The following is a 16,498-nucleotide window of genomic DNA, read 5'->3' on the forward strand; positions in this document are numbered from 1 at the left end:
GAAGGCTCCAATTCATATGATTCCAATTAAGATGAAGGGGAGGTGAGATCAATTCCTCTTGTCGTTCGTTCAACCGTTAATGCTACGGGAGCAATTACATTTACAGGTAACACGCTTGGACTGAGTCGTTCGGACACAGCCGGAGTACCCGGAACACAGGACAGTATTGGAGCTTTTACGACAACCAACGCTTCCGTCCAGTACGGAACCTATCCGCTAGGAACCACGAGCCTGTATCAGAGCAACAGTTCAGCGGCAATACTCGTTCTTCCTGCTGGCAGCACTGTCTTGTATGCAGAATTGATCTGGGGTGGAAGTTACATCAATGGGACAGTCAATCTGAGTGCTGCAATCAATAATCCGGTTACGTTTACTACACCAGCAGGTACATCCAGTGTTACTCCTGATCCAGCTACTTATAATCAATTTGATCTGGGGAACGGCGCTGCCGGCTATGTGCGTTCAGCCAATGTTACTTCGCTTGTACAAAATGGGGGAGCGGGTACATATACCACCGGAGCAGTTGTAGGAACGATTGTCATCACTAATGATGCTACAGCCAATCATGCAGGCTGGACACTTGGAGTCATTTATCAGAACCCCAGCCTGCCCTTTCGCAACATGTCCTTACGTGCAGGTGGAGTACTCGTCCAGTCTACATCGGCGCCAGTTGTTACCACACTGACTGGATTTGCTACTCCGCTTTCGGGTGCATTGGGAGGCAGAGCCCTGTTCAGTGCACAGGAAGGGGACGCGAACCGGACCGGGGATCAGGCATTATTCGGGCCAACCTCGGCAACTTCGGTTGCCTTGTCCGGACCAAACAATCTGGCTGCAAACTTTTTTGCTTCTCAAATCAACGGCGATACAGGAACCCTTAATACAACAGGGACTTTCGGAACGCGGAACCAGACGAACGGGGCTCCGGGCACCAATATTATCGGCGGACGTCAAGGCTGGGATATTACTAATGTGGATGTGTCAGCGAGACTAATCAATAACCAGTCTTCTGCGGTGTTGACGTTAACGACCTCCGGGGATGCATACATTGTCAATGCCAATGCGATTCAGGTTGATATCAATGCACCCAAAATTACAGTGGCCAAAGCATCCGTTGCCTCTGGTGCGGTAGCGGGGGATAGCATTCTTTATACCGTTACTGTCAGCAATGCAGGTACAGCCAGTGCGGCCAGCGTTGTTCTATCCGATTCATTGCCTGTAGGGCTCACCTTCATTCCAGGGAGTGTAACGGTCGCTGGTGTGTCCCGCCCAACACTCGATGTGACCGCCGGCATTCCACTTGGTTCATTAAATCTATCCAACAGTATCGTTGTAACCTATCGTGCGCTCATTGGCCAGGATGCAAGCATACTGCAATTGGTGAATTCAGCGAATGCCGCCTTTACGTTCCAAAGTGTGGCAGGGGGCTCAGTGATTACGGGAGTCATTCCGTCCAATAACTCTACACTTCCTGTCTATTCACCAAACCTGTCCATTGTGAAGTCGGCGAGCACAACCAACGCCACAGTAGGTGACCAGGTCACGTATACGCTTCAGGTGAACAATGGGGGGAATGTTTCTGCCAACGTTACATTAACGGATAACATCCCGAGCGGCAGCTCGTACGTAGCGGGCAGCTTCCGACTAAATGGAAATGTGATTGCTGGTGCTAATCCTGCGACTGGCGTTAATCTGGGGAGCCTCGCGGCAGGAAGTACAAATACCGTAATCTTCCAGGTACTCGTAACAAGCTTGCCTACGCCTCCAACCCTTGTGGATCAAGCCACGGCCACCTATTTCTTTAACTCTCCTGATGGTCGGACTATTAACGGCACAGTAGCTTCGAACACCTTGACGATTCCCGTCACATTGCCCAATGTAACCACGGTAAAATCGGCATCGGTCACGGATGTTGCAGTTGGGGAGACGTTTACGTACACCATCGTTACTACCAACAGTGGTATCCAAGTGATTAACAATGTGGTGCTCACGGATGCTATCCCTGTTGGAACCACATTTGTAGCGGGCAGTGTGATCGTCAGAGGAACTGTCGTACCATCAGCCAATCCGAGCAGTGGAATTTCGCTAGGAACGTTGGCAGCAGGAAGTTCCGCGTCGGTGACGTTTCAGGTTAATGTGCAGTCCCTGCCTGCTTCAAGTTCGTTAGTTAACCGTGCCGTAGTGTCTTATAGCTCGGGTTCGTTCACGGGGATTTCCAACTCCAATTCCATTACAACCCCTGTATACCAGGCGGCAATCGGCATTAACAAGTTGGCGAGCGAAACCAATGCGACACTAGGGGATCAGATTTCATACACACTTGTGGTAACGAACAACGGAACCATAGCGACTCAAGTAAATGTAACCGATACGATACCATCAGGCCTGACATTTAACCCGGATTCGGTAACCGTGAATGGTACTGCGCGTCCTGGGACCAATCCATTAACCGGAATAACGTTGGGGGGTCTGCTGCCAGGAGCAACATCAACGATTGTGTTCCGAACTTCACTCACTACACTCCCATCACCGCCAACACTAGAGAATCAGGGGGCCGCTAGTTACACGTACCAGCTTCCGAGTGGACGAAATCTTTCAGGAAGCAGTTTGTCCAATGTCGTTCGTATACCTGCATCAAGCCCCAATATATTGATTAGCAAAACAGTAAGTACGCCGGACGCTACCGTAGGGGATGTACTTACCTATACGGTTGTTGCAACAAATGCTGGGAGCAGTGCGGTACAAAATCTGGTGATCTCGGATACGCCAACCGGTTCGGAATTCGTCTCCGGCAGTGTCACTATTAATGGAGCTGCTGCAAGGAATGCAAGTCCGCTTTCGGGCATTGCTGTCGGTGCATTGAACAGTTCAAGTAGCGTTACGGTGACCTATCAAACAAGAGTGACATCCGTTCCGTCCACAGGTTCAGTCAGCAACCGGGCAAGTGCAGCATTTACGTCAGGCAGTTTTAATGGCGTTTCTTCGTCTGTCACGGTGAATACACCCATATATCAACCAGTCATCCAAGTAGCTAAAACAGCTAGCACCTCGAATTTGACAGTAGGGGATTCCTTTAATTACTCCATTCAGGTCAACAATTCAGGCAATATTGCCGCAACGGTTACCTTGACGGATCCGATTCATGCGGGAGCTGTATTCAGTACGAATAGTGTCATTATTAATGGCGTACCAACACCAGGTGTTAGCCCGGTAACAGGAATTAATTTGGGGCCGATCGCTGCAGGCTCGAACGTAACGGTCACTTTTGTTGCCATGGTCACAAGTTTGCCTGATTCAAGGCAGTTGACTAACCAAGCAGTTGCATCATTTGCCTACACTCTTCCAAGTGGGAGAACAGTTGCCGGTTCTTCGTTATCGAACACCATTAACATTCCCGTATCCTTGCCCAATGTAACGATAGTAAACAGTGACAATGTAGAGTATGGCGTGGTCGGGGATGTCATTCGATACACATCTGTTATTCGTAACAACGGAACAGTAGCCGTTAACAATGTGGTATATGTCAACCCTCTTCCTCCGAATACCCCATTTGTACCCGGAAGCGTCATTGTGAACGGGACTTCATTCCCGCTCTCCAATCCGACCGCCGGCATTCCAATCGGTACGTTGGCTCCAGGAGCTGAGGTTACCGTAACTTTTGAGGTGACGATTACTATGCCGATCCCTTCACAGATTAACAATCAGTCGACGGTCAGCTTCACATCCGGTTCATTTTCGGGGTCATCATCATCCAATACAACACAGACTCCGGTCATACAACCGCAAATTTCACTCATCAAAACAGCAAATACAGTTAATGCGACCGTAGGCGACACGGTTATATATACAGTAACTGTCAGTAACACAGGCAATCTGGAGGCAAACGTTACAGTGACAGATACGATTCCTACTGTCACAACTTTTGTACCCAATAGCCTCGTGGTATCTGGTGTACCACAGCCTGGAGCAACACCAGGAACGGGTATTCCTGTAGGCATTGTGGCAGCGGGAGCGACAGCTGTTGTTACATTTGCCGTTGTTGTGGATTCACTTCCATCTCCGCAGCAACTTAGCAATTTTGCGACGTCATCTTTTACTTTCACACCTCCTGACGGGCGAACGTTAACAGGGACAGCCACCTCAAATACACTGACGTTTCCAGTCTCGTCGCCAAACGTTGCCGTAGTTAAAAGTACAGTTTCTACTGCGGCTGCCGTAGGGGATACTGTTACTTACTCCATTTTGGTAACTAACAGCGGAATAGCACCGGTAAATAATATTCAGTTTTCGGATCCAATTCCTACGGGGGCCTCTTTTGTTGCAGGAAGTGTCACTATAAATGGGGTAGTGCAGACCGCTTCCAATCCGGCAGGGGGGATATCACTAGGTACGCTCGCTCCCGGAACGTCTGCAACTGTGACTTTCAGTATCAATGTCAATGCGATCCCACCAAGTGGACAATTAAGCAATCGATCCACAGTGAGTTTTACCTCGGGGACATTCTCAAGCACAACGTTCTCCAATACTGTGGTTACACCGGTATTTCAGCCCATTCTATCAGCACAAAAAACGGCGAGTACACGAAATGCTACCGTTGGGGATACCGTCAGTTACACGATTACCGTCAACAATCAGGGTAACTATGGTGCCCAGATTAACCTAACGGACAATATTCCTACAGGAACCATACTTGTTCCGAACAGTGTGATTGTAAATGGTCAGCCTTTACCTGCAGCCAATCCTGCAACAGGCATTCCGGCAGGCACTGTTGCTGCTGGGGCAACAACAACGGTTACCTTTTCCGTAGTTATTGATACTTTGCCGACCCCGCAACAGCTGGTGAATCAGGCTTCGGTTGCTCTTTCCTTTACGCTGCCTGACGGACGCAACATCACGGGTTCTGTTTTGTCTAATATACTTACCATTTCAGTGTCGGCTCCCGATGTCGATGTGGTGAAATCTACGACATCTACGTCTGTATCTGTTGGTGATGTCGTGACGTACAGCATTGCAGTAACTAATAACGGAATAGCGACTGTCAGCAATGTGGTCTTTACGGATGCATTGCCGGCAAGTACTGTTCTTACAGCAAACAGCGTGTTTATTGATGGAGTTCCTCGACCGGGTGTCAATCCTTCAACCGGAATAACGCTTGGTTCCATCGCGCCTGGAGTTACCGTGACCGTTGTGTTTAGTGTGCAGGTTACAGCACTCCCATCTAGTGCAGTATTAAACAATCAGTCTACAGTGAGCTTTACATCAGGTGTTTTTTCAGCTACCACATTTTCTAATACGGTCACTACCCCGGTATACCAACCGATTCTGTCGGCAGTCAAAACGGGAGACCAGGCTATAGCAACGGTAGGGGATACGGTCGTTTACAGCATCGCGATTACCAATGCAGGGAACTTTGGGGCATCTGTCACGTTAACGGATACCATTCCGGCAGGAACAGAACTTGTGCCAAATAGCGTCATTATTAATGGAGCTTCAGCACCAGGAGCCGATCCGGCTTCAGGGATTCCACTGGGTGTAGTCTCCACAACAACTGTAATCATGTTCTCGGTCGTGATCATCACCCTACCTTTAAGCCAGGCCATAACCAATCAGGCCTCAGCAACCTATTCCTACACGCTGCCGGATGGAAGAACACTGGGAGGCAGCCTTTCGTCCAATTCTCTCAATATTCAGGTGTCTGCTCCGAATGTCAGTGTCGTCAAGACGACACCAGTAATTGATGCTGTAGTGGGTGATACGATTGTATATGAGATGGTCGTAACCAATAATGGGATTGATCCTGTCAACAATGTCGTGTTAACCGATCCAATCAGTTCGGCTGTTACTTTTGTCACAGGCAGTGTCCTGGTTGACGGCGTTCCACGTCTCACGGCTAACCCGACACTGGGTATAGCGCTTGGTTCTTTGGCACCTGGAGCATCTGTATCCGTTTCGTATGCGGTTCGGGTCAACACGCTGCCTGCACCACCGCAAGTGAGTAGTCAGTCATCGGTAAGTTTCACATCGGGTGTATTCTCGGGAGCGGCCTATTCAAATACCGTGGTAACACCAATTTATCAGCCGATTATTGCTGTAACCAAAACAGCGAGTACGTCCAATGCCACCATCGGAGACATCATTACCTATTCTTTTACCATTTCCAACAGTGGGAATTTAGCAGCCAATTTGACACTTACGGATAACATTCCGAATGGAGCAGTACTGCTTCCCAACAGCGTCCTGATTGATGGTGTTCCACAGCCAGGTGCAAATCCGGAATCAGGGATTGTTGTTGGGACGATACCTCCAGGAGGGTCCGTTAATGTAACGGTCACTCTGGAAGTTACCGTGGATTCATTGCCGCAGAATCAGCAGCTGGTCAATCAGGCGGTAGCCAATTATACATTTAGTCCGCCGGATGGACGTCAGTTGACGGGTACAGTATCCTCCAACGTTCTGGTGATTCCTGTATCTGCACCAAATGTCGTTGTGATCAAAAGCACAAGTGCAGTTGATGCTGTTGTCGGCGATGTGATCACCTATACAGTTGTGGTAACCAATAGTGGCATCGAGGTAGTCAATAGCGTGGTTATGGTAGACCCTGTACCAACAGGCACCGTATTTGTAGCGGGAAGTGTTACGGTGGATGGCGTGGCAAGGCCTACGGGGAATCCGAATACAGGGATAACACTCGGTTCAATTGCCGCCGGTGCTTCAGTTACCGTTACATTCAGAGTGGAGGTTGTGGTGATATGAGCCAATCTTCCGGTCCGTTGTCCCACACGCTACAGAATCAGTCACTGGTTCGATTCAGCTCGGGTACGACTGAACTGGAACAGGTGGCCTATTCAAATACGGTAGTTACACCATGGATCGGCCCCAGGCTGGAGGTTTACAAGTTTTGCAACGTTGCTGAGGCTGCTCTGGGGCAGACACTGACCTATCTGATTGAAATTTTGAATTCGGGTAATTGTGCTGCCATGGTCCATGTATTGGATTCGCTCTCGTCGGAAACTTCACTTCTCCCCAATAGTGTACTCCTGGATGGAACTCCGCTGCCAGGAGTATCACCGGAGAGAGGGATTCCTGCGCAGGAAATCGTACCTGGAGCGACGTTGCGTATTCATTTTCAGGTGATCATCGTCGGTCTTCCTCAGGACTTGAAACTGGTGAATCAAGCGAAGATACGTTATACATTTGTGACGCCGGAAGGACGAATGGTTGAGGGAGAAGAGCAATCCAACGTGGTAGAAGTAAATCTGGTCTCGTCAAGTCTGTCGTTGGTTTTGAATGCAGATCGTGTGCAAACCTTTGTCGGAGATATCGTCACTTACAACCTTTTGGTGAGTAACCCGGGTTTTATAATAGGAAACGATGCCAGGGTAACGATCCCATTACCCAAAGGGATTGAATTTCTTCCGGGAAGTGTCATTGTGAATGAGATTTTTGTTCCCGAGACGACGCCTGACTCCGGGATTATGATAGGCGAGGTACTACCCGAAGAATCTGTTCCAATTCAATTTCGAGTACAGGTCACGGGAGGAAGCATAGCTGAGAATTTAACAATTCAGGCAGTACTAGAGTACGTTTCAGGTGACACATTGGAGAATGTATACTCGAACGTAGCAACTTTACAAATCATTCAACCTCGGATTTCGATTGCGAAAAGTGTGAGTCCACCCATCGCTACTCCTGGGGATACCGTTCAATACCAAATAACGGTACACAATGAAGGTTCTTTTGCAGTAGATGCTATCGTGACGGATTTTCTTCCGCCAGGTATGCGCTATGTTGAGGGGAGCCTGGGGTGGAACGGTGTGAAACGGCTTGGAACAAATCCAGTCAAAGGCATCAATCTGGGAACGTTGACTGCACGTTCCGTGGTTAATATCCAATTTGAAGTGCATCTCACAGAGCAGGAGCGGGGTGTACCTGCAGTCTTCGAACTGATGAATCAGGCTCGCCTGATCTATACATTTCGCTTGCCAGATTCGCGTTCTGTGCAACGAATAATTTCCTCCAATACGGCTGTCATTCAGTTGAAGTTTCCTATCATCTCGGTTCATGTGGAAGTGAAGCCAGACTTGATCGAAAGGGGAGGAAATGTAACCTTTCATGTACATGTGACCAACACAGGGGCCTGGCCCGCGCGGGTGCAGTTGGCTGATGTGCTCCCTCCAGGTGCCAAATGGATTGGGGAAGCAGAAGTACGGGATCGAGCGATCATTTCAGAGTATTCATCACCAAGATTTTTACATTTGGGTGAGATGGAACCTGGAGCGGAGAAATGGGTCACTTACATTGCACAAATATCCTCCGCTGAACAACTGGGAATCCAGCAGGGTACCGTAACTGCAATGTATACCTACGAGTGGAACGGTCAGAGGCATTCAGGACAGTCCATTTCGAATGTATACACCATTATTGTTGAAGATGGCGATGAATGAAGGGGGATACTAGCCTTTATCTGTAAATGTAAGGGATTTTTTGCTTCGTTATGGAGTCATGACATTACACGAACGTGAATGAATGGTATACTAATTAAATATGACCTCGGCAAATAACCCGTGGATTCGGGTGTCGGATTAGCTATAGAGGAGGCCGCTACATTGGCAAAAGCAAAAGTTGCAAAAAGACCTACCCGGGATGAGTTTGAACTGGAAGAGCTGGGGAACCAACTGGTTGAGGCGTATCAAGAACGTTCGGAAGTGTTGCTGACCGTATGGGGCAAGGAAGATCAGGTTCATGGGGTGATTGTGAAGTTGGACTCACGTACCCGGCTAGTGCATGTGGAGTATACAGAGGAAGAATTTACGGCCAAAGTGCCGTTCCTGGATATTATGCGCATTGATTCTCCACGGTTTTGAAAAAGATGATAAACAGGATCTGAATCAGGGCATCCGCCCTGTCAAATCCATTCTCCCTGCATAAGATAACCCATACCTGTTGCAGAGGAGGTACGGTCAATGAGCGAAGTATTAGGTGGAGAAGCAAGAGGAGGCTACGGATACGGAGGTTTTACTTCTGTAGGTGCCATTCTGGTTTTGTTTATCCTGTTGGTTATCATCTCCAAAGCATTCCTGGTATAATTATTATTCCAGATGAATAAAGGAAGCTCTGCCATCGCGGCAGAGCTTTTTTTGTTTATATTTTGTGTTGTCGTTTGCGGCTGAGAAGTCCGTACAGAACGACGATCACCACAGGGTAGAGAACGGCCCACCCGGCAAAAGGGAACACAATGGCTGTCGCCACAAAGGAAATCCAACTGATGGTTACCCCAGTACGACTTCCCTTGAGTAAGCGTATTCCGGCTGCGCATCCACCAAGATAGGTGAGAATGAACGTTGCATTAGGCAACTGAATAAGTGTGGTGAGTGACACCAGACCTGATCCGTATATGCCTAACACGAGAGTGAAGCAGATGGCCAGGAAGCCGATTGCAGCAATTGGTGTATGGTACCGACTGGATAAGCGGGACATCCATTGCGGGGCGGATCCTTGTCTTGCCAGTGCATAGGCGACACGGGATGCGGCACCAGCATACGCAATGACCGTAGCGGTGCAAATGAATATGCCAGTTAGCCCAGCAAGTAATCCACCCCAGGAACCGAGAGCCTGACTAATGATCCATACGAGAGAGACATCAGCTCCGCCATGAAGATAGCTTTGGGTTCCGACTGTCGCCAGTGCAGTCAGGAAATAGAGCACACCTACAATGATGGCAGCAATGGTTACGCCTTTGATAGCTGCCTTGCGTGGATCAGTAAATTCTTCAGACAGGTGAGATACAGCTTCCCAACCGATAAAACACCAGAACAGAATGGCCCCAGCCTGACCCACGCTGACCCAACCACTTGGCATAAATGGTGTGAAATGTATGGATTGCATATTCGGAATAGCAAATACAAATGCCATGACTAGCACGATAATAATCGCTAGCACAACGCCAATCTGTACCTTTCCGGCAACCTGCATGCCCACGATGTTAATGATCAGTCCAGCCGCCAGCATGAGGGCGGCAATCGCTGTTCTATATCCTTCCCCGAGTCCCAGCGCAGCCGTCATGTAGCCTGCACCTGTAAGGGCAGCCACGGGAGCACCGATGGGAACGGACATTAGAAAGAACCATCCAACCACGGCTCCTGCCCGTTGTCCGAAAGCGAGGGTGACGAAATGGGATACACCGCCTGCGTCCGGGTATCGGGCTGAGAGTAATCCCATGGATAGGGCGAGTGGGAGAATCAGCAGCACCATGCCTCCCCAGGCGAGAAGTGAAGCTGGTCCTGCAAGTTCGGCAGCAAGTCCGGGTACAATCAGGACACCTGAACCGAGAACTGCACTTATATAAAGCGCAACAGCTTGCGGCATACCTATCGTTTTTTTGAGCTGCGAAGAAGATGTGTTCATGAAATAAAATGGCCTGCCTTCCAGAATAAAATGATTTTAGAGCGAGAACTATGTAATTATATAGGAAGAGAGGCAATCAGTCATTGGCGAATTTTGTAGAAATTTCGATATCGGTCGTGCGGACGTTATGATAAAATAAAACTATCCCTAGAGAAAGATTGAGGTGTATCCCTAATGAGTAAAGAGTTGACAGAAGCTTTGAACGAACAGATGAACTTCGAATTTTATTCGGCTCACGTATATCAGGCGATGGCCGCATACTGTTCCAGCGAAAGCTTGGACGGATTTGCCAACTTCTTCATCGTACAAGCAGAGGAAGAGCGGTTCCACGCCATGAAAATATACAAATTCCTGAATGACCGCGGACAACGCGCTACTCTTGCTGCATTGCCAGAGCCGAAGAATGAATATTCTTCAATGCTGGATGTGTTTGAACACGGATATGCACACGAGCAGCAAAACACGAAGAAATTCTACAATCTGGCTGACATTGCCCTGAATGAGCGTGAACATGCCACGATGTATTTCCTGAAGTGGTTCATCGATGAGCAAGTCGAAGAGGAAGCTCTGTTTGATAATATCATCCAGAAGTTGCGCCGTATCGAAAAAGATAGCAATGCTTTCTACATGCTGGACGCCGAATTTGGTAAACGTTCATTCACAGCTCCTGCGGAGTAAGAGGGGACTAAGCAAAGCAACAGGATTGATCCGAACGACAAGTAAATCGATCTACATATGAAAAGTCTGCTCTCGGGCAGGCTTTTTTGTTATACCATTTTAAGCTTCTTTGCTCTCTTCATATAAATTCCAGAAATGAATCTATCAGAAACCACAATTTGGGTTAATAGAATATATGTCAACATTGATCTATCCCGACGGATGTTCTTTTTCGAGCAAATCTATCAAATTCGTTTTATTTTTTTGGGTAATCTGACAAAAGTGTAACTCGAACGTAGCATTTGAAGCGAGAATGGGACGCACTCTTTTTGATAGTATTAGGATTATCGCCAAGGGCTGCACTGAGAGAAACATAGACACCCGGGGAAATACAAGACATAAGGGAGACTTTTATTATGCTACATATTCGTAAAACATTCATCACCGCACTTGCTATTCTATTGATCATTCCATTGCTATTGCCGCAGTCGGCTTCAGCTACATCATCCGCATCCAAGAATGCTGGAAATAAAGCGAGCTCCAAAATCATATATCTAACTTTCGATGATGGGCCGACCGCCCATACGGGACAATTACTGGATATTCTGGATCAGTACAATGCCAAGGCGACATTCTTCATGCTTGGACCTCAGATGGAGAAGTTTCAGAAGGCCACCAAGCGTATTGTTGCAGATGGACATGGACTGGGCTTGCATGGCGTAACGCATGTTCCCAGTAAATTTTATAAATCCGCATACAGCGGCTTGAAAGAAATGCAGCAGGCCAATGAAAGCTTGAATAAAGTGGCAGGTGTCAAAACCAGTCTCGTTCGTACTCCATACGGCAGCAAACCGTATCTCAAACCGGCATATCGCAATGTTCTACTAGGTCAGGGTGGATTCCATCTGTGGGATTGGAATGTCGACTCCGAAGATTGGAAATACAAGAAGGATCATCAGAAAGTTTACAACAGCGTGATGAAGCAGATCCATAATGTTCAAAAGAGCGGAACCACCCCTGTGGTCCTGATGCATGACCAGGAAGCGACATTGAAAGTACTTCCGCAAGTGTTAAAAACACTGAAAGCAGAAGGCTACCAGTTTGAAGTGCTGACCAAGAAAGTGCAGCCCGTGAATTTCTGGAATGACAAACGTTAAAATTCAGGCGAGACAACAATGTAAGCTGATTCCAATAACGGCTTCAAGGAGGACAACAACATGAGCAAACCTAAATTATGGATGACGATTCCTGTGACAACAGCAGTGCTGCTTGCTCTTGCGGGGTGTGGTGGTCAGGATACCAAACCATCATCAGTGGACAACATGTCCCCCGCGGCTGGCGAACAGGCTCAGTCAGGCAGTGGAGGAGCCGATTTCTCCAATGGAACGAAAGATAGCGGAACAGATACAACGGAAACAACGGGGACGGAAGGTTCTGCGGGAAGCGGGACATCAAATTCGGAAACGGGCAGTAACGATCAAACCCAGCAAAGTGCGAACGATGTCATTAAGGACATTCGCAGTCAGCTGAAGATGAAGAACGCTTCGTTACCTACTTCATTTCCCTTGGAAAAGGGAAAACATCTGACTGCAGCGATCACATCGAATACTTCAGATGCGTTCCACATTAACTTTTATTCCACTGACCAGTCTGTTGCGGTTAACGATGCTTCGTTGACGGCCTCTGGCAGCAAGGTACCTGTTCTGGCATCCTATGAAGTGAAGACGTATAAAGACCCGAACAGTACGGATATTTTCCCTGAGACAGATTTGAAAGACATTCCTGAGGACATGACGGTGGATCTGGGACATGACATCAAGGGTGTGGCTGAAGGCGCGGCGGGCAGTCAGTATCTGACATGGACAGAAGGTAGATGGACGCTTCAAATTCGATCCGTTTCCCAAGATAACATGAATAATCCGGGGATTGCGAAGAGAATGGTGGAATACTTGGAATCCCATACACTGCCTGCACCAAAGGATAAAGGATTCGTGAACGTGCAGTACCCAAGCGGTGGTAAAAGCGTTAATGTAACGATCTCCTGGCAAGATGGCAAGCAGATTCATCAGCTCCAGACCGAGCAGGTGCCACTGGAAGCTTTGGGCATGGTTGTTTCTGTGAAATAGTATAGTATGGAACTAAAATAGGTTCCAAAAGGAAATAGGCTGGACCGGAGTGAGTACTCCAGGCCAGCCTATCCTTGTATAAGCAAGGTGCACCGATGGGAAGGTGTACCTTGCTTATTTATGTTTCATTGGGTTAAAGCGGTACTTTCATTTAAACCACCCTTTTTCTTTGGAACGAGTGATGGCTTCAATGCGGTTACTTGCATTTAACTTGTTGAGGATAATAGAGATGTAATTTCGCACCGTACCGGTAGTAATAAATAAATGTCCGGCTATTTCCTTTGTATTTTTACCGTCTGCCATCAGGCCGAGAACGGCATTTTCACGTTCGGTCAGCGGGTTCTCCTGTACATAAGCCTCGTCCACCAGATCGGGTGCAAAAATACGTCTCCCATTCATGACCTGACGGATTGATTCGGCTAGTTCCTCGATCGGGCTATCCTTTAACAGATAACCGCGTACACCGCCTTTCAAAGCACGTTCAAAATATCCGGTCCGGGCAAAGGTTGTCAAAATAATGACTTTACAGCTCATACCTTTCAGTTCCTCAGCGGCCTCCAGGCCACTTTTGACGGGCATTTCAATGTCCATCAGACAGATGTCTGGTGTAAGCTCCCTGACGAGAGAAAGAGCTTCCTGTCCATTGCTTGCACGACCTACCACTTCCATATCCTCTTCCAGATTGAGTAGGGAAGACAAGGCCCCCAGCATCATACGCTGGTCTTCGGCGATTACGATCCTGATCATTGTTCAACCTCCTTTATCGGTTTGCGGACCAGCTTGGGAACATGGATGACAATGCCTGTACCTTCCATGTTTGCTCCGGAACGAATATCCAGACAACCGTTCACAAATTCAAGTCGTTCTTTCATTCCCAAGATTCCGGTACCGCGCCGTTCTTGCTTGCGGGTACGTTCGATTCCAACTCCGTTATCCTGAACCGTTACTATATTATCGGACAGTGTTTCCTCGATTCGGATGGTGCATACCGTTGCCTGACTGTGTTTTACGACATTCGTAACGGCTTCTTTCAGACACATGCCGAGTACATTTTCATTTAGTTGTGACGTATCCTGCAACTTCGGATTGCCTTCCAGTACAAATTCAATGGAAGCGGCCTTCAAAATCTGTTCGGCACGGAACAGTTCATCCACCAGCTGTGTGCCACGCATGGTCGTTACCATTTCCCGGACTTCCTTCAGGGCCGTACTTGCCGTCTGTCTCAGATCGTTCAGCTCAATCTCGGCTTGATCAGGATTCATGCGGAGCAGACGCTTCGCTAGATCGGTTTTCAGACCGATGAGAGAGAGTTTTTGTCCAAGTGTATCGTGCAGATCGCGTGCGATACGTTGCCGCTCTTCCATTTTCACCAGATCATCCAGCCGTTTGTTGGCATTCTCTAGCTGGCCTTCCAACTGTTCACGCTTATTTTTGTTATACGTACTGATCGGAAGCAGAATGGATGCCATGAGACTAATGAATACAAACGGAAACTGACTGAGCAGTAGGGTGCTCTGCTTGATGAAGCTATAATTAATGGTTAGAAAACTGGCTGCCAGGTTCACCGAATAGAGGGTGAAAAAGCCGGCTTTATTTTTAATATTCCCAATAAAAAAAGCAAGAAACAATGAGAAATAGGCATAATCATAAGCGATGGTCATCGTAATTGATATGGCGATCAGCAGCCCAATCCACATATACACCTGCCAGCCCTTTGTGATGAAGGCAAGCAGATAGCAAACAAAGAAGAACAGAATGATGAAGATTCCCGCAACCATGGGCCACAATTTGGAATATTGTGAAATATAATAGAAGGGCAGGATGAAAAAGACGAGCCATACATATGGATTTAAACCTGTATTTTTATAAAAGAGCTGCATCCACTTTTGAATGAAAATTCTCCTCCTCGGACTTGCATTGTACTCAAACTTAGCCTGACTGTAGCATGACTTTAGCCTGAATACAAGAAAACGAATCCGACAGAGTTAAGGCTTCTCTGTCAGACCCGCTTGGTTGTTTACTCGAATAGGCGGTTGAACGTAAGGCTTGCGGGATAACGTTTTGATCTCGCCGAAGCTAATAAAACGCTTGGATTCTTCGTCCCATAGACGGAAGCGCAGGGCAGCCAGACTGGAACGTAGCGTAATCGTTGTTGCATTCTGCAATGGTGGTGTTGCATTATGTGCTTCTTCCAAGTAATAGTTAGGTACACGTGGGCTCAAGTGATGCACATGGTGGAACCCGATATTGCCGCTGATCCACTGCAACAGTTTAGGCAATTTGTAATATGAACTACCTTCAACAGCAGCCTTCACATAACTCCATTCATCTTCATTCTCAAAGTACGTATCTTCAAATTGATGCTGTACGTAGAACAGCCAGATGCCGAAGAAGCCAGAGAAGAAAAAGACGGGTGCCTGCACCAGGACAAAAGCCTGCCAGCCGATTAACCAGCACATGGAGGCATAAAGAGCTACGATCAACACTGTAGTCAGGTGAGTATTCATGCGTTCTTTGCGTCTTGCACCTTTACGGTTAAAACGGTAGGCGAACAGGAATACATAAATGGGTCCAATACCGAACATGACAAACGGATTACGATAAATACGGTAGAAGAGACGGCCCCAAGGGGAAGCGGCTTTATATTCCTCAACCGTCATCACCCAGATATCGCCAACTCCACGTTTATCCAGATTGCCGCTGGTGGCGTGATGAATGGAATGCTCATTTTTCCATTGCAGGTAAGGCGTCAGGGTTAATACACCTGTAATCGTACCGAGAATGTCGTTGGCACGTTTGCTTTTGAAGAATGAACCATGACAGCAGTCGTGGAAGATGATAAACGTTCTAAGTACAAACCCCGAGGCTACGAGGGCAATCGGAAATGTCAGCCAGTAGGACACGGACAGGCTATAGTACGCTGCGGCCCATAATAATAATAGTGGTAGTATGGAATTCACTAATTGTTGGATACTCAGGCGAAGATTATTTTTCTCATAAGGGGTCACTTCTTTTTTAAGGGCCATTTCTTTGGTTCTGCTCATAGACTTACGTCCTCCTTCAATGGTCAATAACTGTAATCAGTTCTAACCTAACGCTTCCTGGGAAGATGTCTCCAAGTGAGGCGTTTTTATCATTGTATAAGAATGCGTCCAGTGCAGTAAGTCATAAACGTCAGTACACTGTAATGATGAATATCAATGATGACCCATGACATTTGTCATGGGTGGATGAAGCAAACCTGCTTTGTAGAGCCTGAAAAACAGTATTTTTAGATTCCTTTGTACAATTTGCGCAACAATTTGTATTAT

General features: G+C 47.5%; 11 protein-coding genes. 7 read left to right on the top strand and 4 right to left on the bottom strand.

The window, feature by feature from the left end; all coding sequences use genetic code 11:
* The first annotated feature begins 42 nt into the window (after positions 1 to 42).
* The 4 genes from BLV50_RS03085 to BLV50_RS03100 all read left to right on the top strand — a co-directional run bounded on the left by BLV50_RS03085 (position 43) and on the right by BLV50_RS03100 (position 9,086).
* Positions 43 to 6,753 (top strand): DUF7507 domain-containing protein, encoded by a 6,711-nt coding sequence (locus BLV50_RS03085; RefSeq protein ID WP_090805792.1) that lies wholly within the window; start codon positions 43 to 45, stop codon positions 6,751 to 6,753.
* A complete protein-coding gene (locus BLV50_RS03090; protein WP_090805794.1) occupies positions 6,750 to 8,444 on the top strand; it encodes a DUF11 domain-containing protein in 1,695 nt (564 codons plus the stop codon). Before BLV50_RS03085 ends, BLV50_RS03090 begins: the two co-directional genes overlap by 4 nt.
* Before the next feature lie 162 nt (positions 8,445 to 8,606).
* Positions 8,607 to 8,864 carry a YolD-like family protein gene (locus BLV50_RS03095; RefSeq protein ID WP_063563416.1) on the top strand — a complete coding sequence of 86 codons (258 nt, stop codon included), beginning with the start codon at positions 8,607 to 8,609 and terminating at the stop codon, positions 8,862 to 8,864.
* A gap of 99 nt (positions 8,865 to 8,963) precedes the next feature.
* Positions 8,964 to 9,086 (top strand): dihydroorotate dehydrogenase, encoded by a 123-nt coding sequence (locus tag BLV50_RS03100; protein ID WP_090805800.1) that lies wholly within the window; start codon positions 8,964 to 8,966, stop codon positions 9,084 to 9,086.
* A gap of 55 nt (positions 9,087 to 9,141) precedes the next feature.
* On the opposite strand, the gene BLV50_RS03105 is transcribed toward BLV50_RS03100, so the two are convergent.
* Positions 9,142 to 10,404, bottom strand: a complete 1,263-nt coding sequence (locus tag BLV50_RS03105; RefSeq protein ID WP_063563418.1) for an amino acid permease — start codon at positions 10,402 to 10,404, stop codon at positions 9,142 to 9,144.
* Between the two features lie 174 nt (positions 10,405 to 10,578).
* On the opposite strand from BLV50_RS03105, the gene BLV50_RS03110 reads away from it, so the two are divergent.
* The 3 genes from BLV50_RS03110 (at position 10,579) to BLV50_RS03120 (ending at position 13,187) form a co-directional block, all read left to right on the top strand.
* Complete coding sequence (locus tag BLV50_RS03110) at positions 10,579 to 11,082, top strand: ferritin (protein WP_063563419.1); 504 nt, start codon at positions 10,579 to 10,581, stop codon at positions 11,080 to 11,082.
* A 395-nt stretch (positions 11,083 to 11,477) separates the two neighbouring features.
* Positions 11,478 to 12,218 (top strand): polysaccharide deacetylase family protein, encoded by a 741-nt coding sequence (locus BLV50_RS03115; RefSeq protein WP_072732576.1) that lies wholly within the window; start codon positions 11,478 to 11,480, stop codon positions 12,216 to 12,218.
* Positions 12,219 to 12,278: 60 nt separating this feature from the next.
* A complete protein-coding gene (locus tag BLV50_RS03120; RefSeq protein ID WP_072732577.1) occupies positions 12,279 to 13,187 on the top strand; it encodes a hypothetical protein in 909 nt (302 codons plus the stop codon).
* 147 nt (positions 13,188 to 13,334) lie between these two features.
* Here BLV50_RS03120 and BLV50_RS03125 read toward each other — a convergent pair whose 3' ends face one another.
* The 3 genes from BLV50_RS03125 to BLV50_RS03135 form a co-directional block, all read right to left on the bottom strand.
* Positions 13,335 to 13,934, bottom strand: coding sequence for a response regulator transcription factor (locus BLV50_RS03125; protein WP_063563422.1), 600 nt, complete (start codon positions 13,932 to 13,934; stop codon positions 13,335 to 13,337).
* Positions 13,931 to 15,079, bottom strand: coding sequence for a sensor histidine kinase (locus BLV50_RS03130; RefSeq protein ID WP_063563423.1), 1,149 nt, complete (start codon positions 15,077 to 15,079; stop codon positions 13,931 to 13,933). The genes BLV50_RS03125 and BLV50_RS03130 overlap by 4 nt, the downstream gene beginning before the upstream one ends.
* Before the next feature lie 93 nt (positions 15,080 to 15,172).
* Positions 15,173 to 16,231 carry a Delta(5) desaturase DesA gene (locus BLV50_RS03135; RefSeq protein WP_079694478.1) on the bottom strand — a complete coding sequence of 353 codons (1,059 nt, stop codon included), beginning with the start codon at positions 16,229 to 16,231 and terminating at the stop codon, positions 15,173 to 15,175.
* Between the last annotated feature and the right edge of the window lie 267 nt (positions 16,232 to 16,498).

The sequence above is a fragment of the Paenibacillus sp. 276b genome (assembly GCF_900107875.1).
Classification (GTDB): Bacteria; Bacillota; Bacilli; order Paenibacillales; family Paenibacillaceae; genus Paenibacillus; species Paenibacillus marchantiae.